The 23,849-nt window shown below is 44.0% G+C and carries 22 protein-coding genes and 1 tRNA gene; 2 read left to right on the top strand and 21 right to left on the bottom strand.

What is annotated here, in order from left to right; genetic code table 11:
• Positions 1–448 precede the first annotated feature (448 nt).
• From lysS to I2484_RS12440, 14 genes are all read right to left on the bottom strand, one after another.
• Complete coding sequence (lysS, locus tag I2484_RS12505) at positions 449–1,939, bottom strand: lysine--tRNA ligase (protein ID WP_207151367.1); 1,491 nt, start codon at positions 1,937–1,939, stop codon at positions 449–451.
• Between the two features lie 455 nt (positions 1,940–2,394).
• Positions 2,395–2,880 (bottom strand): 2-amino-4-hydroxy-6-hydroxymethyldihydropteridine diphosphokinase, encoded by a 486-nt coding sequence (gene folK / locus I2484_RS12500; protein ID WP_207151364.1) that lies wholly within the window; start codon positions 2,878–2,880, stop codon positions 2,395–2,397.
• A complete protein-coding gene (gene folB / locus I2484_RS12495) occupies positions 2,877–3,245 on the bottom strand; it encodes a dihydroneopterin aldolase (RefSeq protein ID WP_207151362.1) in 369 nt (122 codons plus the stop codon). The genes folK and folB overlap by 4 nt, the downstream gene beginning before the upstream one ends.
• Before the next feature lie 11 nt (positions 3,246–3,256).
• Positions 3,257–4,108 (bottom strand): dihydropteroate synthase, encoded by an 852-nt coding sequence (folP, locus tag I2484_RS12490; protein WP_207151370.1) that lies wholly within the window; start codon positions 4,106–4,108, stop codon positions 3,257–3,259.
• On the bottom strand, positions 4,108–4,962 hold the full coding sequence (gene pabC, locus I2484_RS12485) for an aminodeoxychorismate lyase (protein WP_207151360.1): 855 nt from the start codon (positions 4,960–4,962) through the stop codon (positions 4,108–4,110). Before pabC ends, folP begins: the two co-directional genes overlap by 1 nt.
• Positions 4,963–4,978: 16 nt before the next feature.
• Positions 4,979–6,388 (bottom strand): anthranilate synthase component I family protein, encoded by a 1,410-nt coding sequence (locus tag I2484_RS12480; RefSeq protein ID WP_207151359.1) that lies wholly within the window; start codon positions 6,386–6,388, stop codon positions 4,979–4,981.
• A gap of 302 nt (positions 6,389–6,690) precedes the next feature.
• Positions 6,691–7,617: a cysteine synthase A gene (gene cysK, locus I2484_RS12475; RefSeq protein ID WP_207151358.1), complete on the bottom strand. Its 927-nt coding sequence runs from the start codon at positions 7,615–7,617 to the stop codon at positions 6,691–6,693.
• Between the two features lie 345 nt (positions 7,618–7,962).
• Positions 7,963–8,883, bottom strand: coding sequence for a peptidyl-prolyl cis-trans isomerase (locus I2484_RS12470; protein WP_207151357.1), 921 nt, complete (start codon positions 8,881–8,883; stop codon positions 7,963–7,965).
• A complete protein-coding gene (gene hslO / locus I2484_RS12465) occupies positions 8,861–9,748 on the bottom strand; it encodes an Hsp33 family molecular chaperone HslO (protein ID WP_207151356.1) in 888 nt (295 codons plus the stop codon). The genes I2484_RS12470 and hslO overlap by 23 nt, the downstream gene beginning before the upstream one ends.
• Before the next feature lie 16 nt (positions 9,749–9,764).
• Entirely contained in the window at positions 9,765–10,529 is a 765-nt protein-coding gene (locus I2484_RS12460; RefSeq protein ID WP_207151355.1) for a type III pantothenate kinase, read from the bottom strand.
• A 107-nt stretch (positions 10,530–10,636) separates the two neighbouring features.
• Entirely contained in the window at positions 10,637–12,667 is a 2,031-nt protein-coding gene (ftsH, locus tag I2484_RS12455; protein ID WP_207151354.1) for an ATP-dependent zinc metalloprotease FtsH, read from the bottom strand.
• A 274-nt stretch (positions 12,668–12,941) separates the two neighbouring features.
• Complete coding sequence (gene hpt, locus I2484_RS12450) at positions 12,942–13,484, bottom strand: hypoxanthine phosphoribosyltransferase (protein WP_067213722.1); 543 nt, start codon at positions 13,482–13,484, stop codon at positions 12,942–12,944.
• Between the two features lie 29 nt (positions 13,485–13,513).
• Positions 13,514–14,917, bottom strand: coding sequence for a tRNA lysidine(34) synthetase TilS (tilS, locus tag I2484_RS12445; protein WP_207151353.1), 1,404 nt, complete (start codon positions 14,915–14,917; stop codon positions 13,514–13,516).
• 95 nt (positions 14,918–15,012) lie between these two features.
• Entirely contained in the window at positions 15,013–17,430 is a 2,418-nt protein-coding gene (locus I2484_RS12440; RefSeq protein ID WP_207151352.1) for a SpoIIE family protein phosphatase, read from the bottom strand.
• Between the two features lie 213 nt (positions 17,431–17,643).
• On the opposite strand from I2484_RS12440, the gene I2484_RS12435 reads away from it, so the two are divergent.
• Positions 17,644–17,717, top strand: a tRNA-Met gene (locus tag I2484_RS12435).
• A 294-nt stretch (positions 17,718–18,011) separates the two neighbouring features.
• Here the strand turns inward: I2484_RS12435 and I2484_RS12430 are convergent.
• The 7 genes from I2484_RS12430 to I2484_RS12400 all read right to left on the bottom strand — a co-directional run bounded on the left by I2484_RS12430 (position 18,012) and on the right by I2484_RS12400 (position 23,233).
• Entirely contained in the window at positions 18,012–18,440 is a 429-nt protein-coding gene (locus I2484_RS12430) for a S1 domain-containing RNA-binding protein (RefSeq protein WP_067213725.1), read from the bottom strand.
• Between the two features lie 129 nt (positions 18,441–18,569).
• Complete coding sequence (locus I2484_RS21840) at positions 18,570–18,989, bottom strand: FtsB family cell division protein (RefSeq protein WP_207151351.1); 420 nt, start codon at positions 18,987–18,989, stop codon at positions 18,570–18,572.
• A gap of 54 nt (positions 18,990–19,043) precedes the next feature.
• A complete protein-coding gene (gene yabQ, locus I2484_RS12420) occupies positions 19,044–19,511 on the bottom strand; it encodes a spore cortex biosynthesis protein YabQ (RefSeq protein ID WP_207151350.1) in 468 nt (155 codons plus the stop codon).
• On the bottom strand, positions 19,508–19,804 hold the full coding sequence (gene yabP, locus I2484_RS12415; protein WP_067213728.1) for a sporulation protein YabP: 297 nt from the start codon (positions 19,802–19,804) through the stop codon (positions 19,508–19,510). Before yabP ends, yabQ begins: the two co-directional genes overlap by 4 nt.
• Positions 19,805–19,892: 88 nt before the next feature.
• Positions 19,893–20,183, bottom strand: a complete 291-nt coding sequence (locus tag I2484_RS12410; RefSeq protein ID WP_207151349.1) for an RNA-binding S4 domain-containing protein — start codon at positions 20,181–20,183, stop codon at positions 19,893–19,895.
• Entirely contained in the window at positions 20,170–21,639 is a 1,470-nt protein-coding gene (gene yabN, locus I2484_RS12405) for a bifunctional methyltransferase/pyrophosphohydrolase YabN (RefSeq protein ID WP_207151348.1), read from the bottom strand. Before yabN ends, I2484_RS12410 begins: the two co-directional genes overlap by 14 nt.
• A gap of 1 nt (position 21,640) precedes the next feature.
• The gene (locus tag I2484_RS12400; protein ID WP_207151343.1) at positions 21,641–23,233 is read right to left on the bottom strand and encodes a putative polysaccharide biosynthesis protein; all 1,593 of its coding nucleotides are present in this window, start codon (positions 23,231–23,233) and stop codon (positions 21,641–21,643) included.
• 219 nt (positions 23,234–23,452) lie between these two features.
• Between I2484_RS12400 and I2484_RS12395 the strand changes: the two genes are divergently transcribed.
• Complete coding sequence (locus tag I2484_RS12395; RefSeq protein WP_207151342.1) at positions 23,453–23,626, top strand: aspartyl-phosphate phosphatase Spo0E family protein; 174 nt, start codon at positions 23,453–23,455, stop codon at positions 23,624–23,626.
• Positions 23,627–23,849 lie beyond the last annotated feature (223 nt).

Here is a 23,849-nt window from a genome sequence, read left to right as displayed (position 1 = left end):
AAGAAAATGAATAGCTCATTTCTTGCTGACTCGAATCCGAAGATTCTTGTGTGTGTTTCTTTTCGACCAACCGAAGCTGGTTTAGTTAGAAACGTTTTGCTCAAGTGTGTTAGCACTCTCGCTGTATTTCATTGATGTTTTGCTGTTCAGTTTTCAAGGTTCATGTCGGAAGAATTAAGTTTCAATCTTCGTTTTAAGTAGTTGTCGTTGTTTCGGTGACAACTTTTATATCATAACATTTCGCTTCGTCCGTGTCAACAACTAATTTCAATTTCTTTTTTTGCTGTTTGACTGTTTTCGTTATGTCGGACTGGCAACGTTATCTAATATAACACCTGGTTCTTTTAAATGCAACACTAATTTCGAAATTAGTTTCAACTTCCTCTACATTAAAACAAAAATCGCTATACAATGCACTTTAAGGGGCACTGTATAGCGATTGTTTCCTTTATTCTTTTGGACGCATCTGCGGGAACAGAAGGATGTCACGAATCGATTGCGCATTCGTTAACAGCATAACTAGTCGATCGACTCCGATTCCAAGACCCCCAGTTGGTGGTAACCCATACTCAAGTGCTTCAATGAAGTCATCATCCATATCATGCGCCTCATCATTCCCTTGTTCTTTCTCAACAAGTTGTGATTCGAAACGTTCACGCTGATCGATTGGATCGTTTAACTCTGTAAATGCATTCGCGTGTTCGCGACGTACAATAAACAATTCGAAGCGATCTGTAAAACGACCATCTTCCGGGTTTTTCTTAGCAAGCGGCGAAATTTCAACCGGATGCCCATAGATGAATGTCGGCTGCACAAGTTGCTCTTCTACTTTTTGTTCGAAGAATTCATTCAGCACATGCCCTACTTCCATCGTTGCCTTAATTTCTACTCCATGTTCTTTAGCGAGTGTACGGGCTTCCTCCTTTGTCATTTCCTTCCAGAAGTCGGCGCCCGTATATTGTTTAATTGCATCAACCATATGTAGACGAGTCCACCCTGGCGCTAAATTAATCAAATCTTCCCCGTACTGCACTTCCGTCTTACCTAGCACCTCTTGTGCAATATGTGAGACCATATTTTCTGTCAACGCCATAATATCGTTATAATCCGCATACGCTTCATATAGTTCTATCATCGTGAATTCAGGATTATGGCGCGTCGAGGTTCCCTCATTACGGAAAACACGTCCAATTTCATAAACCTTCTCAAGCCCACCTACAATGAGGCGTTTCAAATGGAGTTCGATTGCGATACGCATATATAGTTCCATGTCGAGTGCATTGTGATGCGTGATAAACGGACGTGCAGAAGCTCCCCCCGCAATTGCGTGTAGCATCGGCGTTTCAACTTCAAGGAAACCTTGTCCATCTAAATAACGACGCATCGACTGGATGATACGACTTCTTAGAATGAACGTCTCTTTACTACCCTCTGTTGCAATCAAATCTAAATATCGCTGACGGTAACGTTGTTCTATATCCTTCAGACCGTGGAATTTCTCAGGTAACGGGCGCAGCGCTTTTGTAAGGAACGTGAATTCAGTCGCTTTAATAGAGAGTTCTCCAACTTTAGTCTTGAAGATTGTCCCTGTAATCCCGATAATATCCCCTAGATCTATACTATTGTAGAGTTTATAAGCATCTTCACCGATTGCATCTTGTCTTACGTAAATTTGAACCTGGCCGCCAAGATCTTGCAGATTAGCAAATCCAGCTTTTCCTTTTCCACGTTTCGTCATGATACGCCCTGCAATTGTTACTTCACGAGGCGTTTCATCAAGGTCTTCTTTTGAAATCTCTTCAAACTGTTCTCGGATTTCATTCGACAGATGTGTACGTTCAAATCTTGAACCGAATGGATCTAATCCACTCTCCCGTATATCTTCCATCTTCTGACGTCTCACCAAAAGCTGGTCGTTCATTTCATCTAAGTGTGACATTTCTTTCACTCCTCCATTATTATCCGCTGCATTAGATAGCATGCATCTATTGTACACAATTTGCGCCGCCCGGACACGCTTTACTTGTCTACACTGTTCGATTCATTCACAAAAAAGAGCCACCACAATACGTGGCGGCCTGGATCATCTGATTCAAACAGCACTTACACCAAACGCCACTTGTTCGCGTTCCATCATTTCATCGGCAAAGCCGTTCATTAGATTAGTTAGGCCTCAGCTGTTTCCATTGTATTAATCATGTTACATATTTCCGCGTTGCCACGAATCCCCTTCATATACCAAGGAGGGTGGTTGCGCATTTCACGAACTACGACATATTCGCCTTTTATGGCCATAAGACGTCCGAAGTGAAGCAGGCATACATTGATTTTCTCACATGCATTCGGTTCGTAAGCTATTCACCTATATTCACCGACTAGACGACCAGAGACACTTCATTCGCCACCTTGTAATAAATCATTGACCCCATTAACCTTCTTCCAAAGAATAACACCCGTATCTACCATTGGACTGGCCATTAAAGGAGCGATTTCAAGAAGCGGAATAAGAACGAAGGCCCGCTCATGCATTCTCGGGTGCGGTACAATCAAGTTCTCTGTTTTTATATTGTCGTTATTATACAATAAAATGTCAAGGTCTGCAGTCCGCGGACCCCACCTTATAGTACGAATCCGACCGAGTCCATGTTCAATATTTTTACAAACCTCCAGAAGATCATGTGCTGCTAAACCCGTTTCTACGCATACGACCATGTTGAGGAAATCGGCTTGATTCGTAAAGCCGACAGGCACCGTTTCATAAACCGATGAAACTGAAGTAACTGTTAGCCCTTCGTGTACATGAAGTGCCCGCACCGCCTCCCTCAGGTGATGGTACCTATCGCCGATGTTCGAACCAATCGACAGGTAGACTACGTTCACTGGAAGTGCCCCCTCGTAATATCAACTGACACCGATGCATAATGGCCAGGAATCGGCGGATCTGGTTTTATGAGTACCACACGAACACCTGTCACTTTATCCACAAACTTAACTAATACAGCAGTTGCAATTTTTTCAGCAACCGCCTCAATCAATTTTACCGGTTCTCCTTCAACAATCGATTGACATACATTATATACTTCCGCATAATTCACCGTTTTATCCAGATTATCCGTTTTTCCCGCTTCCGAAAGATCCGTCGCAAGTGACACCGTTACACGAAAACGCTGGCCTAGTTTCGTTTCTTCAGGCAACACCCCGTGATACCCGTAAAACTCTAATTCATTCAGATGAATATAATCCATTGCGCATCCTCCTATTGTTCGAAATCGGTTTTCCCCGTCAGTACATCCATCATTTTCGCCATTCGTGCTATTTCCTTCACGTCATGAACCCGCATAATGTGGCAGCCGTGTTCAATTCCATAACAAACCGTTGCACCTGTTCCCTCTAACCGTTCCTCGACAGGCAATCCGAGCACGTTGCCGATTAACGACTTCCGCGAAGTCCCAAGAAGAACCGGGTAGCCCATTTCAGAAATCCGATCGAGCCCTTGCATCGTCCAGATGTTTTGAATGGCATTGCGCGCGAAGCCGATACCTGGATCGAGCCAGATATTGTCGTGCGTTACACCTGCCGCAACTGCAATCCCGACACTTTCTTGCAAATCAGCGATAACTTCATCCATGAAACTACCCTCATACTCTGCCTTCTCACGGTTATGCATCAATATAATCGGAACGCCGTGCTTCGCTGCAACGTCCGCAATATACGGTTCACGTTTCGCTCCCCATATATCATTTATAATCTGCGCGCCCGCAAGTATCGCTTCTTCCGCGACACCCGCTTTATATGTATCAATCGACACCGTACATCCAAGCTCTCTTGTCAAAGCCCTGATAACAGGAATTGTTCGTTCGAGCTCTTCTTCCAATGAAATCGGGATATGCCCCGGACGTGTCGATTCCCCGCCCACGTCGATAATCTTGGCCCCGTCACGAAGCATTTCTTCCGCGCGTTTAAGCGCAGCGTCGATGCGACCGTATTTTCCACCATCTGAGAACGAATCCGGCGTGACATTTAAAATACCCATAATAACCGTTTCTTTCTTAAAATCCATTTCCGCATTCCTGAACTGATAGCTATCACGTGCACGAGCCAATTCCATCAACAGCAACCTTCTTCCATTTCATCTATTGCCTGTATATAAAATTCATGTAGTATTTTATAATAAGCGCCTGTTGCCCCTGGTAGTGAGATTTCTTCAACCATAGATAGTGGCACAAGTTCCTGCACTGCGTTCGTGACGAATAACTCGTCCGCGTCCTCTACATATTCTTTACCGTAAAACCCTTCATTCACTGTAATTCCCGCAACCCTAGCGCATTCAATAATAAACGCACGTGTCGTCCCCGGCAGAATTCCTGTTTCGATAGCTGGTGTAAATAGCACGCCATCCTTCACCCAAAAGATATTTGACGTAACGCCTTCCGCAACAAAACCTTCCACTGTCACGAAAAGACCTTCCAACTCTTTCAATGAAGGCAGCTCTAGCCGCCCCCGCACGTTATTAAGGAAATTATGCGATTTATGGCGCACAATACTTTCGGGTTTATTACGGGTTGTCTCAAGCCAAACGGCCTTCTTTTCCGTACCACGAACAGTCGGAGCCAATTCTTTTCTGAATAAAATCACGTTCGGCGATGCGTATGAAGAGGGTGCAAGACCGATATCATGGACACCCGCTGAAACGTTTAACCGAAAATAGCCGTCCTGTCCGCCATTTAAGTCATCTAGCTTGCGTACAGCTGCGAGAATTTCGGTTTCATCATAAGGCATCGCAATACGGTACTCTGTGAGCGCCGTATGCAATCTGTCCATATGTTTATCATACAAGAGCACATTGCCGTCGTATGTCCTGAAGGTTTCAAAAAATCCGGCGCCGTATAGAAATCCATGATCAAACGGGGAGATTTTTAACTCCTCCGCATGCAGGAATTCACCATTCATCCAACACCACATACCGAATCCCCCAATCTTACTTTTCAGCCATTGCCTTTGCTTGCCAAAGCGCTTTTGCTTTATTCAATGATTCTACATACTCCGCATTCGGTACTGAATCAACAACAAGACCCGCGCCTGCTTGAATATGTGCAATACCATCCTTGATATAGGCAGTTCTTATGACGATATTCAGTTCGAAATCACCGTTAAAGCCGAACCAGCCAATAGATCCCGTGTATAATCCTCTTCTTGTCGGCTCAAGTTCTTCAATAATTTCCATCGTCCGGAGTTTCGGTGAACCCGTAATCGAACCTCCCGGGAACACACCTTTAACGATTTCTGCATTCGAAATACCTTCTGTCGCCGTTCCACGAACGTTCGATACAAGGTGCATAACATGTGAATATTTCTCCACAACCATGAATTCATCGGTTTCCACCGTTTCAGGTGCACAAACACGTTCAAAGTCTTCCCGCTCTAGATCTACTAGCATAATATGTTCGCCAGTCTCTTTTTCATTCGACAATAAATCCTCTTGAAGCGTCGCATCTTCGTCTTCATCTTTCCCCCTTGGCCTCGTTCCACCAATTGGTCGTGTACTTAGTTCATCTCCACGCTTCTTTAAAAGCAGTTCGGGTGAACCAGATACGACAGCAAAATCTGGTGAACCAATTGAAGCCATATAAGGTGAAGGATTAAATGATCGAAGTGCTTCGTACATATCTAGCGGATGTGCTGACAGCGGTTTTGATTGCCTCACTGAAAGATTGACTTGAACAACATCCCCGCTAGTAATATAAGCCTGCACGTCTCGAACCATCTGTTCAAACTGCGGTCCTGTCACAGATACAGCAAGACCACCTTCACTTACCAACACTTCCGTCGCTTTTCCCGGCGTGAAGACTTGCTTGCTCAGCCCTTCCGAAGCCGCAGCCACCCATTCGACTTCCAACTGCGCTGGTTCCAATCCACAGTTCGGAAGTGTCATGAAATAAGCCATTTCAGTCTTAATGTCAAGCACTACCCAGCGGTCGAATAAATAGAAGAACAAATCAGGTGTATCGAGATCGTCTAGTGTATCGACTGGAATATTTTCATATGTACGAACATAATCGTAACTGATAAATCCTGCCGCACCGCCTTGGAAGTCTGGCAGTCCAGGAATAGATTCCATTTCATAGGACTTAACAAAAGCATTTAGCAATTCAAGGGGATTTCCTTCTCTTACTTCCTCCGTACCATCACGCCAGATAAGTTGTAATTTGTCGCCACCTAATGCTCGTAACGTAACAAGTGGATCAATTCCCGCCATACATAACGCTCCACCACGTCCACTTTCAAGGAGGATATGGCTATCATGCTCATGCGCCAACTCTTTATAAGCATAGAAAAGCTGTTCTTTCGTCATTGCCGATGTCGTATAAGCGATCTTTTGTTTGTTCATCCCAGTTTCCTCCCGATAACAATTAATATCTTCATCTTACCGCGTGAAAGCCATTTTACGCTATAAAAAGAGAAGCAGATGACGTCTTTTTATTTGAAGGACCATCATAAATCGTGCATATTCCATGGCAAACGATCATATAACTCGCTAACCAAGCATAAACCCATGGCAACCAATCATATAACTCGCTAACCAATCATAAACCCACAGCAAACGATCATATAACACCACAAATCCAACTACTACAAACAAATTCCAACAAAAAAAGAAGAAGCATCTCAGCCTCTTCCCCTCCCACCCTATTACTCTTCGTCAAATTGATAAAGTGGCGTGCTCAGGTAACGCTCGCCGTTCGACGGAAGGATTGCAACGACTTTCTTCCCTTTACCAAGCTTCTTCGCCACTTGTAGTGCTGCAAAGATTGCCGCCCCTGATGAAACACCACCGAGAATACCCTCTTCGCGTGCTGCACGTCTTGCTGTATCATACGCTTCATCGTTCGTTACTTGGATGATTTCATCATAAATATCAGTATTGAGAACTTTTGGAATGAACCCTGCACCAATTCCTTGAATTTTATGCGGACCAGGCTTTCCACCTGATAGCACAGGCGAGTCTGTCGGTTCAATAGCGATGATACTTACTTCTGGAAAACGTTCTTTCAAAACGCTACCTACACCTGTAATCGTACCACCCGTTCCAATTCCAGAAATGAACGCATCCACGCGATCCAACGCATCCGCAATTTCCGGACCCGTCGTTAAGCGGTGAATTTCAGGATTTGCCTCATTGTTAAATTGTTGTGGCATGAACCAGCCATTTTCCTTCGAAAGCTCTTCCGCTTTTCCGATAGCACCTTTCATGCCTTCAGCACCCGGCGTTAACACAAGATCAGCGCCATAAGCACGAAGTAGATTACGTCTCTCTGTACTCATCGTATCCGGCATAACCAAAACAGCCTTATACCCTTTCGCCGCCGCGATCATCGCTAGACCGATTCCCGTGTTACCGCTTGTCGGTTCAATAATCGTACTTCCCTCTTTTAAATCTCCGGACTTTTCAGCCGCTTCGATCATCGCGAGCGCAATACGATCTTTAACACTTGATCCCGGATTCATGTACTCCAGTTTCAAATATATATCCGCATCATCCGCACCTGTCATTCTGTTCATTTTAACAAGGGGTGTTTTCCCAACAAGATCTGCAATAGAGTTTCCAACTAACGTCATATATTTCATCTCCCAATTCCTACTATTTTGATATGTCTTATACTATTAATATTACTACCATTATGTGAACATTGTCAACAATTGAATGCCCACTATATGGATTCTTTCCCCTATACTTTCAGGCTTATTAAGCTTAAATAGGAAAAGCGCAAGGCATGTTTAGCTTAGACAAGCTCCGAAAGTCTTGAAGATAAAGGCGTACTATGCCTTTTCGGCAAGACCGAAGTTAAAGGAAGGCCGCCTAAAGTCTAGACACCAATCCATGTGGATAAACTTATACTATCTACCTATTAAGAAAAGCTGTCCGGAAACACCAATTTATCTCGGCTTCCAAACAGCTTTCTATTATTTACCGTAAAACCACTTAGCATCGAATTCTTTCCAAAACGCTTCCGGACTAACTGTTTGCGGAAGCTGCTCAAGTGCGATTTCACGCTTGATATGATCTTTTACTTCTTTAAATTTAAACGACTGGCCTTTAACTACTTCACTTACATGAGTAACAGCATATGTACCATCACTCAAGGTTATTACCCCACTCGTCGAGCCTTCACGCGCATCGGATACAGTCTTTACGATTGCCTTGTCGATTGAATCAGTCGATTCGTTGATATAACCTAAATCCCCACCAAGACTTGCCGAAGCCAAATCCGTCGATCGCTCTTTTGCGAGGACGTCAAAACTTGAACCTTTTGAAAGTTCTTCAATCGTCTGTTCCGCATCCACTTTGGTTGGAACGACAATTATAGCGGTTCTGTAAGCGGTTAAAATGTTGTAAAGTGCAGTATTTTCCTCATACTGTTTCTTTACCGCATTATCTTTCACAACAATATCTTTCGTTAATACCTTTTCGAGGATGAGATTGGAACGGATTTTCTGACGCATTTCCTTCTCATCTTGACCAGAATGAGAACGACCGTCCACAGAACGAATCAGCGCAATTTCAAGATCAATTTCCTTATCAGATACATCAATCCCGTATTGCTCTGCAGCTACTGCCATCACTTTTTCATTCACAAGGTCAAGAAGAGTTTCGCGTCCCACTTCCTTTTCCATTGCAGACATCCACTGTTCTCTCGTAATAGACTTACCGGCTACCGAAGCCACTTCTTCATCTGTCTGCTTCGGTTTGTCTTGTATAAGCCACCCAACAAACCAGAAGATATTGAAAGCTAAAAGAACTCCAATCAACAGGATGAGCGGTTTCGTCTTCAGCTTTCGTTTCTGCGAACTATGCATTTCTTCAGGCTTCCGATTGTATTTCATCGATAAAACCTTCTAAAACTTCTTTTGGATATACGTATGTTTCCATACAGAAGTGGCAGTGTGCTTCCGCTTGTCCATCCTCTTCAATCATGTCTCGAATTTCGCGCTCCCCAAGACCAATAATCGCATTTCCAAATCGTTCCCTCGAGCAATTACATGAGAATGAAACAGCCATCCGATCAAGAACCTCCACATTTTCCACGCCGAGAACCTCTCCAAGAATCTCCTCAGGAGTAAGACCACGCGCAATCAACGTCGAAATCGGTTCAACGTTAGCAATACGCCCTTCCAACTCCACAATTGTTTCTTCCGTTGCGCCAGGCATAACTTGAATAATGAAACCACCGGCAGCTTTCACTGTATTGTCAGGGTTAACCAGCACACCAAGTCCCACTGCAGAAGGTACCTGCTCCGAAACAACAAAGTACTCCGTGAAATCTTCAGCGATTTCACCCGATACAATCGGAACTTGCCCCGTAAAGAAATCACGAAGCCCCAGATCTTTAACAATCGACAACAAGCCGTCCGTTCCAACTGCACGCCTAACGTCCAGTTTACCCTGCTCATTTAAATCAAAATGCGTTTGCGGATTGGACGCATAACCCCGAACCTCGCCATGCGCGTTGGCATCGATAATCATCGAACCAATCGGTCCATTGCCATCAACTTTTATTGTCAGTTTATCCTCGCCTTTTGACATGGCACCCATCATGACCGCCGCTGTCATTGAGCGCCCTAAAGCTGCCGTTGCAGTCGGCCACATTGCATGACGACGTTGAACTTCTGATACCGTTTCTGTCGAGCGAGCCGCATACGCCCGGATTGTTCCGTCGAACGCGAGTGCTTTTACTAAGTAATCATTCATTTATTATCTGCTCCTTTTACATGTTTCGTTCATAAATTAGATGAAGCCCTTTTAGCGTCAAGAAGTTGTCAACGACATCAATCACCGTCGTTTCACTTGCGATCAAACTCGCAAGCCCTCCAGTAGCAATGACAGTTGGTTCTTCCTTACTTTGCGCTTTCATGCGGGCTACAATACCATCAACTTGCCCAACATAACCATAAACAATCCCGGCTTGCATAGCAGCTACCGTACTTTTCCCTACAACATGATCTGGTTTTGTCAGTTCGATTCGCGGCAATTTAGATGCCCGGTCGAACAAAGCCTCCATTGAAATCCCTATACCTGGTGCAATTGCTCCACCCATGTATTCACCTTTTTCATTCACATAACAATAGGTTGTCGCTGTGCCAAAATCAACGATGATCAGCGGGCTTCCATATTCATGAACAGCGGCAACTGCATTGACAATCCGATCCGCACCGACTTCACGGGGATTTTCGTACTTGATATTCAATCCTGTTTTGAGGCCAGGACCAACAATAAGCGGTTTTTGATTGAAATACTTCCTGCACATCTGCTCCAAAGGAAACATGACTGGCGGCACAACTGATGAAATGATAATGCCCGTTACATCGTCAAAAGAGAGCCCAACATGCAAAAATAAAGATTTCACTTGCATCGCATATTCATCTTCTGTCTTATGTCTATAAGTTTCCATGCGCCAATGATGTTTAAGTTGCCCCTGTTCATAGACGCCAAGGACAATATTCGTATTACCCGTATCTATCACTAATAGCATAATGGTTTCCTCACTAACTTCGTCATTTTCCAACACATCATACCACATATCAGTGCATAGAAAAAAGCTGACTGCTTCAAAAGAAACAGTCAGCTCTTATTAGGCGTTCAGTCTTTGCGTTCTTCGTTAATTGATTTAAGAGCCTGGTCCACTTTGTACTCTTTCGGTAAATCACCGACAGCTGGGTCCGTAGGTGCTCCTGTTGCATCAGAAATGACTGTGTCATCTCCTTCTTTCGAAATATCCACACTCTTAACTTCTCCATCTTTATTGTCCAAGCCATAACGACCATATGGACGATCAGGCAACGTGCCATGATCTTTTAGATGATTAATTTGTTCTGCATCAAGTGTTTCGACTTCAAGGAGCGTCATTGCAATCAAATCAAGCAACTCACGTTTCCCAGAAAGGATTTCTTTTGTACGAGCGTATTGTTCTTTGATGATACGTTGCATTTCTTGGTCGATTTCATATGCAATCGCTTCAGAATAGTTCTGTTCAGAGTTAAAGTCGCGACCAAGGAATACTTGCCCTTGAGCCTGACCGAACTGCATCGGTCCGAGCTTATCACTCATTCCGTATTCAGTTACCATCGAACGAGCCAGACCAGTTGCACGCTGGAAGTCATTGTGAGCTCCAGTTGAAACTTCGCCGAGAACGATTTCTTCCGCTACACGACCACCAAGAAGTCCAGCGATCTTATCAAGAAGTTCAGGTTTCGTCATGAAGTAACGATCCTCTTTCGGAAGCATGACGGCATAACCGCCCGCCTGTCCGCGAGGGACGATTGTTACTTTATGAACGATTTCAGCGTCATCGAGCATTAGCCCTACAACTACGTGACCCGCTTCATGGAACGCTACAATATCGCGTTCTTTTTTCGAAATGACGCGACTCGTCTTCGCAGGTCCCGCAATAACACGGTCCGTTGCTTCGTCGATGTCCGACATGTCAATTTTCGTTTTATTACGTCTTGCAGCAACAAGTGCAGACTCGTTCAATAAGTTTTCAAGGTCTGCGCCAGAGAATCCTGGTGTACGTTGTGCAAGTGCCTTCAAGTTGACAGTATCGTCAAACGGCTTATTACGCGCATGAACTAGAAGAACTGCTTCTCTTCCTTTGACATCCGGACGACCAACTGTAATCTGACGGTCAAAACGTCCAGGACGAAGTAGTGCAGGGTCAAGAATATCTGGGCGGTTTGTCGCCGCAATGATGATAACCCCTTCGTTCTCACCGAAACCATCCATTTCAACAAGGAGTTGGTTCAATGTTTGTTCGCGTTCATCGTGTCCGCCACCTAGACCTGCGCCACGTTGGCGACCGACCGCATCGATTTCATCGATAAAGATAATACATGGTGCGTTCTTTTTGGCATTTTCGAAAAGGTCACGTACACGGGATGCCCCGACCCCAACGAACATCTCTACGAAATCGGAACCTGAGATTGAGAAGAACGGAACACCCGCTTCACCTGCAACCGCACGCGCCAACAATGTTTTACCTGTACCAGGAGGTCCAACTAACAGGATCCCTCTAGGAATACGTGCACCGACTTCAACGAATTTACGTGAATCTTTTAGGAAGTCAACAACTTCCACAAGTTCCGCTTTCTCTTCGTCTGCGCCTGCCACATCTGTGAAGCGCACCTTTTTGCGATCATCCGTATGAAGCTTCGCCTTACTCTTACCGAAGTTCATAACACGACCACCGCCGCCTCCTCCGCCTTGCGCCTGATTTAACAGGAAGAAGAACAAGATGAAGATGATGATGAACGGTAGAAGACCCGTAAAGAATGATACCCACGCGCTCGCAACAGGAGTTGGTAATATTGTGATGTCTGTTTTAGTTTGCGAAGCAAGTGAACGGATATCTTCCTGCGTTGCCGTATCGTTCATTATATTCGTAACGAATTCTTCACCATCTTTGTAACCTTTCATTTTCCCCTTCACTTCAAGGACAAGCTGAACTGGCTGTAAACTTACTGATGTTACTTTTCCATCTTCCAACGCAGTAATAAATTCATCGTACCGAATCTTTTTCTGTTTCGGGTCTGTATTGTTTAGTGAACTGAATATCCCCATGATTGCAAGAAATATCAGTCCGTATAATAGAAAGTATCGAAGTATTCGATTCATCCCAAGCCTCCTCATTTCATTAGACAGAAAACTAGTGTAAATCTTATCATAGGTCTGTTTCATCCTACAAAGGAAATGCCTTGACGGAAAAGCGCATGCGCCCGTTCAGAGCCGACAGGCATAAGAAAGGTTGGCGTAGCCGCACAGACGAACTAACTTATGACTCAAGTCACTAAGCGCTGAAGCCTAGGCGACTTATTAAGTTCAATAGCTAATCCCCTCTTATCATTAAGGTAGAATTCCACGATCCTTTAAAAGATTTTCCTACATTTTTTTAGAAAGAATAAATTTCCTTTTTCAACACACCAATATAAGGTAAGTTTCTGTATTTCTCCATATAATCAAGTCCGTAGCCGACAACAAACGCATCCGGTACGTCGAAACCAACGTAATCCGCTTTTAAGTCTACTTTCCGGCCAGTTGGCTTATCAAGGAGAGTGACGATTTTAATAGAATTTGCTTTTCGGTATTTCATCAGTTCAACGAGATAACTTAATGTCTTCCCGCTATCAATAATGTCTTCGATGATAAGCACGTCGCGCCCTTCGACACTTGTGTTCAAGTCTTTGACGATTTTTACTTCTCCTGATGAAACCGTTGCATTTCCGTAACTTGAAACATCCATGAAATCGAGTTCGATGTAAGCATCGATACGCTTAATGAGATCACTCATGAAAGGCAATCCACCTTTAAGCACACCAATCGCAAGTACGTACTTGTCTTGGTACTCTTCTGTCAATACCGCACCAAGTTCACGGATTTTTTCCTGAATCTGTTCTTCTGTAATAAGTACTTCTTCGATATCTTTCCCCAACATCGAAATTCCTCCTCTTTCATGCAGTTCAATTATAACTTTCTTGTACTAACTATGTACTTATTCTGATCTGTCTCGTTCCGTGAAAATGCCACACCGTACCGTACTCCTGGAATCGCACAAACTTCACCATGCGCTGTAATGATTACCGGCAATCGGTCGCGTTCTGTCATGCCAACCTTTTCATCGATAAATAACCTGGATAGACGTTTTGGATGTGTCATCCCTTGTAACAAGATTCGATCCCCATCCTCTCTTCTCCTGATAGACAGGGGAAGCGCAGATTGAGGCAAGTCAAAATACATGATGTCATCTGTATCCATGAGTAATTCTGTATCGATATTACTCACTTCATTCCAATAAAGCTGAAAATCATTTCCCCAACTGGTCCAAACGCCTTTCAGCAACACTTTTTGCAACTCCACTTCTTCAATTGGTTTATCACGAGCGAACGTTAGCACGTCATATTCCCGAATGAATCGGTAACCGCGTGGAAGGTGAATAGATACATTCCCATTTTGCGAAGATAGATGGTGTAACAGTTGACTTATTAGCGCGGAATTATATTTTACGGGCATATTTTCCCCATTGTAAAGATACCTCAATAGTAGTGTAATTATCCGCCTTTGTAAAGTTTGGTGCATGAAAGAAAAAGCATTTCCGTCGACGACAGGCAGGCCCGCTTCTGTGAACTTAGTAATTTCATCAAAACGTTCCTGAGCCAGCATTTCAAGCAATTCTTCATCTTGCTGTAGATAACCTGACATTCTTACTGCATTTTCAGCGGCACCTGGATTTTCATCAAGAATAAACGGAATAATTTTGTGACGATAACGATTACGCAAATAGGCATCACTTTCATTACTTGGATCTTCACGAAATTGTAATTCGCGCTTCCCAACATATGAATAGAGGTCCGCTTTCATAGCCGGAAGGAAAGGTCGAATGAGGAATCCACCTTCAACTTCACGCTTCACCGACATCCCCAGTGGCTGACTGCCTTTCGTTACTTGCATCAAGACCGTCTCCAACTGATCTTCTGCATGATGTGCCGTTGCTAAAACGCTATAACCATGCTTTGTCATGATTTCCTTGAAATATGCATATCGCCCATCCCTACAGACGGCTTGAACATTGCCGCCGTCTTTCTCGATAATAGCCGGAACCGGGACACTTCCGCCGAAAAACGGAATTCCATACACTTCACACAGCCTTGCCACAAATACGCCATCTGCCGCGGACTCTTTTCCGCGTAATTTATGATCTACGTGAATTGCGGCAACTTCGATCTCCATTTCGTCTTGATTTGAAGCCATGAAATGTAAAAGCGCCACTGAATCTACTCCACCCGAACAGGCGATTAAAATACGGTCCCCCGGAGCGATGAGTGACCATTCCTTGATGAAACGGAATATCGTCTGTTTAAATTTATCCATTGCTCCGCTCCTTCCCCTTTTCTAATCTACGCTTACTCAAATTTTACCATAGAATATCTAAAGGAGGGGACTCACTCACTCACTCACTTACATATTCATCCGACGACCCTTTCCCGGGAAATAGTTTGTGAATGAGGTGTGAAACTTGACCACTTGGGCAGAACATGGTCGATTTTCATAACTAACACAGTTCGATCGTCTCCAATTACACCAAACTTCCGCTCCATTTCATGCATAATACGATCCGCAATTTTGTCACATTCGAACCCTCCGTACTTTTCAAGTGTGCTGTATAACGATTGCTCTTGTTTCTCAAGCGGAACATCACCATTAAAGATACCGTCCGTTAACATAAGTATAATATCTCCTGACTTTAACTCTTCATTTTTTGCCTCCACAGAAAAGGATGGAAGAAATCCGACGGGGACCGATTTGCTATCCAGTCTTAAAAAATCGTCGCCGCGTTTAATATACGTGCTCATCGATCCAGCCTTCCAAGACCAAATCCGACCGTCTTGCAAGTCAACGAGGGCCAGGTCGAGCGTGGCGTACATATCATCCAGCCCGTTTAAAGACATCATATAATGCAAGGTATGCATAGCTGTTTCGGGATCCATTTTCCGGTCCAAACATTCTCGCATCAAACGAATTACCTTTCGACTCTCACGATATGCATTTAGATCCTGGCCCATTCCATCCGACAACAAAACTGCCGTCAGCCCTTCGTGAATTGGGAACACTTCATATGCATCACCTGCGTGGAATGTTTCGCCTCCTGCTGTTGCAGCAATACCATAGTCAAGGGTAAAACGAACCGCCGAACCAAACGTTAGTTGGATATGCGGAAATGGGTCTTGTAAGACGGCAGACTTGGCGACCCGGAACGGCTCATCGTACATTTCTTCAAGAATCGGCAGAATAAACCTTTCGGCAACTGTTGTATCTGTTTCAAAGTCTGATCTTTTCTCGGGAATACAACAGATGATGCGACGTGCTCCCCTACCCCCTGGTAAAACATCAATCTGGAAGTACTCAATATCTTTTTCTTGAAGCCGTTTCGCCAACTCTTCCTCGGCAGGCTTATATACAGTCAAATCCTCTTTTACTTCATTCATGATTTTATCCAGGTGGGTGCTCATATCACGCAACTGGAGGGCAAGCATTTTTCGACCATGCTGAAGTTGTCCTGTCAATAAACGACTGGCAGCTTGTTCCTCAAGTTCCGTTACCAATCCATTGAATCGGATGCACTTATATTTAATTTTTTCCTCAACACGGTGACGCTTAGCTTTCTTCGTCATAGAATAGGTCACTTCCCATTCACTAAGAAGCCCACCCATATCATTATCTGCACCTTCCCAACACTTGGAATAACGGAAACAAGACTGGCAAATCTTTGGTATAACCTGCTGTGGCAATACATCTGGATTATCGTGGGGTGAAAATCGGTCGCCAACAAGTGTCGACATAAATTCAGAGAACTTCTGGAAATCAGCTAGTTGTTCGTCGAGCCGTTCCGCTAACCACTTTTGTTGTTTTTCAGTAGTCTCTGTATTCTCCGGATAAAAAATGCGCTTAATCGGCTCTAGTCTTTTCGAAGGGATTAGTAAAAAAATAATTGTTGCAGTAGCAATTGTTATAAAGTGTGAAGTATCAAGGGGCAAGGTCAAATCATACATAAGGAAAAATACCGATACAGAGGCCCCACCTAACACAATACCGATTTTTCCAAAACGGCGGAGTGTGCCCGCAAAGAAACCTGTCATACCATACACCGCCATCATTCCCGTGAAGGACAATTCTGCTATCCCCACAATAGCAGCGATGATCATTGCGATTGTTGTTGAAAATGGAAGTCCTCCCACAAGTGCTGCAAGCAAAATTGTCAGATGAATGAGTGTACCTGAAACCGAAACAGGACCTAACATAAGTCCGTTCATGCCAGTTGTAGCCAGCGCCCCGACAAGGCAAGCTGCCCCAAGACGTTCAGGCGTCCATTTACCAAAGAAGATTCTGTCTGCGGCAGGAAATGCGACAAAGAGGAAAAAAGTCATGAACAATGCAAGAACCGCTTCAAAACCGATATATAATTGAACATTTACTGGTGGTTGCCCGACATGCATAATGAACTGCCACAACACTTGAACAACGATAATACATCCCGCCACTGTTAGCGGTACTGATTTTCGCATTAGCGGATATTTAATAACCGCGTTAAACAAGGCAAGCATCAATAGATGGATAACGGCTTGTCCCAGACCAAGGAATGCACTCCCGAACATTCCACCAATGAACACCCATATGAGATGCTTTCTGAAGCGGGCCCGTGCGAGCGCCCAAACAGGCAAGAAAAAAGGAACCGCCGCATCGAACAGGACGGCTTGCGACAAGAAAAAAGATCCAAACAAGAATAGAGTCGCAACTAAAAAATGCATTTTCCGTTTTCCAATCATCTCGACATACATACCAATCGGATGGCCCACTGGACGTGCTAAATGTTCAATTAGTTTCATTTCTCATTCCCCCTATGTCTGCTATGCCTTGAGTATACATAGGCAAATGGAAAGAAATTGTCTGTTCATGACAACAAGAAAACAAAATGTTTCGACTCATTCCGAACTGTTTTTCTTTTTTCCTATGACGGGTTGACACTGCATTGATTCACTTGTATTATAAGTATTGTTGTTCTGATCAAGCGGAAACAGGTGCTTACTAGAATATACGAAGGCGGCGTAGCTCAGCTGGCTAGAGCGTACGGTTCATACCCGTGAGGTCGGGGGTTCGAACCCCTCTGCCGCCATTAATGAAATGAAGAAACATCCGTCCAGGAACTAGACACTATTTTTTAAAAAAGCAGTCCCTACATCGTGAATTCACGATGTAGGGACTGCTTTTTTTCTGAAATGAAAAAACACACAATTGTTTGGTGAGGTGTGGCGGTTTATGCAATTTCCCGTGATAGTTTCGTTATTTGCCATGTCAATTATCCGCACAAACAGAACCAAAAAACAGCGAACAAGGATCATTTCCCTTAGTTCGCTGTTTTTCTTTATACTATTCGTACACTTTTTCATGAATTGAAACAGCTAGCAAGTTACCCTCTGCTTGCGCCACGGCCACCGCGTTTCGATTCTGTCGCTCTTTTCAAAGTAGAGAGACGCTCTTCGCTATCTTTCATGAACTTTGCCATCTTTTGTTCAAAGTTCTCTGGGCGATCCATAGCAGGACGGCCACCACCTTGACGCGGACGTTGCGGGCGCTGAGGACGTTCTGGACGCTGTTCAGATTCAGGTTTCGCTTTTCTAATCGATAACCCAATTTTACCATCTGCACCGACGTTCATCACTTTCACTTCAACCATGTCACCGACTTTAAAATGATCGTTGATGTCCTTGACATAATTGTCCGCCACTTCACTAATATGGACCAGGCCTGTTGAGCCATTCGGTAGCTCAACAAACGCCCCGAAGTTTGTGATTCCTGTTACTTTACCCTCTAGCTTGCTGCCTACTTCAATTGACATAAAAAAAATGCTCCTCCTTAAAATTTAAGCGGGCCCCGCGCTGGGAGCCTTGCAACCGTATTAATGAGCCCTGCAAATTGCAGGATCCTTACTTCCATTATAGCCAATAAAAAAAGAGTGTCAATAAGACTACTCTTTTCCTTTGTCTTGTTCATCTGTTTTTTTCTTATTTTCGGGTATTGAAAAAATTATTTCGCTCTTTTCAGACAGGAAGTATTCCTTGCGTGCAAGCTTTGCGATATAGTCATCATCATTCAATTTCACAAGTTGTCTTTTCAGCATTTCTTGTTCTTCCTGTACCCCTTCAAGCTGGGCCAGCACCTCGACTTTTTGCAGCTCTTTCGCTGCCAACGTCTGTTTCTGGTTGATGAACATATTCGTCAGACCACCTAGAGTAACAGCTGCAACAATAGCAAACACAGCCAGTCTACGATATAAACGGACTTTCCGCGCATTCTTCCTAGTCTCTTTCTTTTGAAGTGAGCGGACATATTCAGTTTGAATCGATGCGACCCTATCGGACGATTTCCTCTGCTGCTTCTGTTCCACGTCCTGCACTTCCCCTCTTCACATACTACAATTTGTTAGTCCATAAATTATATATCATTTCACTCTTCTTTTAAAGAGTTTTCTGGAAATGATACGGTATATTTTAACAAATGGTGTAAAGAGGACTGCAAAGACTTTCACAATAAAACGAATGACTAGACTGATAATCGACACTATTAGACGCACGAGGAACAAGAGCGGCCTTATTAACAACACAAACAAGATCCTCCCGAAAAACCGGAACGGCTTATAAAAAAATGTTACGTATAGCAACATTCCACTAATCTGTGCAACCGGATCATATATCCGCCACGCCCCATCCCTGACGAGATAAAGGATGTAAAACGTCCAACACCCGACGAGTACCCATCCAATGACTTCAAGCCAAACCGCACGCTTTCGAATAATCGATTTCTTCCCGGCGTGCGCGGTACTTGTTCCAATCATATCCATGAATGCCCCAGCAACAATGCCCGTCCCAATCATAGCAAGCAGGCTAAGAAATTGAACGGATAGACTCATCCAAACAATTTATGGAGGAAACCTTTTGAACCTGACTCTTCTTCATCATATTGAATAGTGCCGACCGTTCCTTCTAGCGTTAGAAGTCCTTTATCGACATCGAGATGAACAATGCGCAGTTCCTCTCCCCGGATTTGCAATAATCCTTGCGATGTTCGAACGAGAAATTCTTCCTGATCGAAGCGATCAATTGATTTTACCGATGTGAGATCCATCCGTTTTCTGTTGCGCATAGTGACGACATGGTCTCCTGATGGAATTGCGTACGTAGGACTGTCAGTTTGAAATTGCATTATATGCTTCCCCCTTTGCTTGTACGTTCACAGCTATCTTATGCTGGGACATAAAAAAACATGACAGGAAAATTCCCTGTCATGTTGTTCAATCTTCATCGTCCATGAATTCCGGTTCCACTTTTTCAAGCTTCTCTTCCTTCAAAATTGTGTACATTGAGGCTGCATCGTCTTTTTTCGTCGTATCTTTCAACATGTTTATTTTTACCGTAACAATCTTCTGACCAAAACGGATGGCCAATTCATCGCTTTCTTTTACAACCGATGACGCTTTCGCCACTTTTTCATTGATTGTTATACGCCCTTGATCAGCTACCTGTTTGGCAAGCGTCCGTCTCTTGATCAGCCGGGATACTTTCAAAAATTTATCGAGTCTCATGATTATCTTCCCCTTTTTTTGCTAGTTTCCAAAACTCTTCAAGTTCATCAAGTGTATAGTCAGTGAACTTACCATGTCCATCTTTTACACTCTTTTCAACGAATGAAAACCGCCTGTTGAACTTTTGATTGGCGTGGACCATTGCTTCTTCTGGAGATAGTTTGAGGAAGCGTGAAATGTTGACGATTGTGAACAGAACGTCACCTAGTTCGTCCATTTGACTGTATGTCGTTCCGCCCTCTAGTTCTTTGCGGAACTCCATCCATTCTTCATCAAACTTTTCCATAGCACCGTCAATCGTTGGCCAATCAAACCCAACCTTTGCCGCCTCTTTTTGATAATTAAGTGACGTGAGAAGTGATGAAGAAGGACGTTCTTGACCTTCTAAAAGTGATTCAGCTAACGGTTTTTCCTGTTTCTTAATGTCCTGCCAATTTTGGAGGACTTCTTCCGAATCCAACACATGTTTTTCTCCAAAAACATGCGGGTGGCGGCGAATCATTTTCGATCCTATCGATTGAAGCACATCTTCCATGGCAAAATAACCGTCGTCTTCGCCAATTTGAGCATGAAGGAATACTTGTAACAATACATCGCCAAGCTCTTCAATTACTGCGTCATCATTTTCATTATCAATCGCCTCAAGTAGCTCATGCGCTTCTTCAAGCAAATATCGTTTCAACGATGCATGCGTCTGTTCACGATCCCACGGGCAGCCGTCCGGAGCGCGCAGTGCAGCGATAATTTCCCTGAACGTTGACCAATCTTTCAGCCGCGCTTCCCTTTCGGCAACAGGAGGTACATAAACGGTAGTCAAATTGTTAATTTCAGTGACACGGTCCAGTTCAAATAGCGGAACTGTCATCAATTGCTCGCCCGTAGAGCCCGCGGCCGTAACAACCGTCACTGGATGATCGTAGGCGTACTTTTCCATTAATGACAGTTTCACTTCAGATGCCACGAACGCATCGTACACTTGTCCAATTAGAATATGCTGCCTCATCTGGACATCATCGCGTTTCATATCCGTACCATCGAGTAGCTGGAACCCTTCAATCGGATCAATACGTAGCGCCGCAAAAATCGGGTCAAGAAAACTATTTCCCCCCGCAATTTCCATTTGGATTAGACCTTCACGTTCTTTCTCGACTAATAACTGCACGGTCCGTTCTGCGACGAGCGGATGTCCCGGTACAACATAGGTTACCGGTTGTTCTGCACACATAATTAGCAGCCGATCTACGATTTCATCATATACGTGCTCGAATGAATCGTGTTTTTCATAAATTTCATCGAAACTTGTCAGAATAATACCTTCCGCTCTTAACTCCGCGACAGCGGGGTGCTGATCCGTACGTGCAATAATGCAGGTTGCTTCTTTCAACTTTCGATATGTCCCAAGTGCCAATTGGTCAAGGTCACCCGCGCCGAGACCAATAATTGTTAACTGATGCATATTATTCACCTTTTCTTTTAGTAAGTCGTAATTGCAATGTAGCTAAACGTTTTCCGAATGGAAGAAGAAACCATTCCTTCTCTGCCATTATACGTGATTTCATAACGACGAAAAGGAAAACAGCTGCTCCCGCCGAAACGGATGTTAATGCGATAAGTGTTGCCTCAATACGCACCGGCAACTTGTCGAATAAAAACCCGTCCGCAATGATCATCCAAGGTAAGACAACCGCCATCATGAGGATGGTTGCCCCTACCACCCATCCGTAAAACCGTGTTGGTGCAAGGCAAATTGGCCACACCTTTTTAAAGTAGAGTAGTAACCCTAACGTAATAGCTGCAAAACCAATATTGCCCGCGATTGCCGCCCCCGTGACATCCCATAGGGGAACCAGGAGTTGATTGGCAAATATTTTTATAACCAAGCCACCGATAAGCATGAGCGTTGGTACTTTCACTTTCCCTGCCCCTTGAAGCATTGCCGTTAGTGGTAAAATTAGCGACAACCAAAGAATTTGTAGCGAGAAAATAATGAGTGCCACAGAGCCATCACGTGTTTCAAACAGCATTTCATTTACATAAGGTAAAACAAGCGCAAGTCCTGTTGCAGCCGCCCATCCAAATAGAAAAGCAGTCCGGAATGTTAGTCGAATAAACGGCAATGCCCCTCGCCCCTCATTCTTTGTCGAGTGATGAGCGATGAGCGGAACAATGGCAAGCGCTAATGTCGAAGCAATCAGAATTCCCATTTGCACGAGCGGCTGCCCACGATCATAGACACCTTTCGTCACCATGGCCGCATCCGCCGCAAAACCATTAGATAGCAGGATATTATAAACCGTAAATGAATCGACCAATTGAAACATCAGGAGAATAAGTGAACTTGCGCTGACCCCCAAACTGACAACCGTCAATTCTTTCACCACTCGCCACGTGTCCACTTTTTCTAATGGTCCTCTGAACGTATTCCGAAAATAGAGCGCAAGTATGATAACACCAGCACTTTCCCCGACAACCGCGCCCCACATCGCCACTTCACCTGCTGCGTAGAGCGAAGCACCTGATCGTACTGCAATCCATGTTCCAATGAGGATGACCGTTACACGGAAAGCCTGCTCTCCAACACCTGAAACGGCAACAGGTACCATCCGCCCCTCCGATTGGAATGAACCCTTCAAAACTGCTAACGCTGGCATTAGCAGAACGATATACGCGCCTGCCCGCAGGAGAGGAACGAGCTCAGCATCGCCCATGGAATGTGCGAAAAATGGTGCAAAAATAGTTAATAGAACAAAAAAGGTTGTTGATAATAAAACTAGATAGGTAAATGCCACACGCATCATCGCTTTCGCCTCACCACGACTCGTACTTCCCGCGAGCAGTTTCGATACAGCTACCGCAAAACCATACGACGTCCAGACAATAAATACGCCAATGAACGGATACACTTGCTGATAAATATAAAACCCTTTGTCACCGACAAGGTTTTGAAACGGAACCCGGTAAACCGCACCAAGCAATTTCACAATAATTGCAGAGATCGTCAGAATCGAAGCGCCTTTCATAAACGTTTTCATGTCCCATTGCTGCGCCATATCCGTGCCTCTTTCTTTCGTGCATAGTACACCCATTATATCATGAATGAATAACGGCTAGATTCCAAAAAAACATCGACTATTCATATTTAAATCAAGAATAGGTTTAGTTGTTCAACTTTATGGGAAAGACATAGGTATAAGATTTGTAAGTATCTTACTGTAAATTATATCAAGAAAATAGAAATAATGAAAAAAGTAAATAAGGAGGGACCACGGATGGTAAAAACAATTCCCAAAAAGCGATTTCTATCGGTACTAATAAAATTAAAAAGAAATGCTATGTATGCGAAGGCAAATGTTTTTGGTTTGAGTCATCCGGTTGTCGTCGCATGCAGTCAAGAGCTGGATACATTACTGAATAGGTATCAGGGGATCCGGGCTATACAGTGACTCGACAAAATACCATCCTCTGAATACAAATAATTAACTATATGAGTTGAATAAACGATTCCTTTGAATAACGCTTCGGCGCTTAGGGCTTCGGCTACCCCTGTAATGCGCCTACGCTGGGTTCACATACATATTCCAGTTCCAGTTACTGACATCATATGAGCCCATTGAATTGTGGCAGTAACTGACACCGAATTCAATACTACAACATATATAACACGGC

The sequence above is a fragment of the Sporosarcina sp. E16_8 genome, from assembly GCF_017347095.1.
Classification (GTDB): domain Bacteria; phylum Bacillota; class Bacilli; order Bacillales_A; family Planococcaceae; genus Sporosarcina.
The sequence above is the reverse complement of the archived record's forward strand: the minus strand, read 5'-3'. Positions and strand labels throughout refer to the sequence as shown.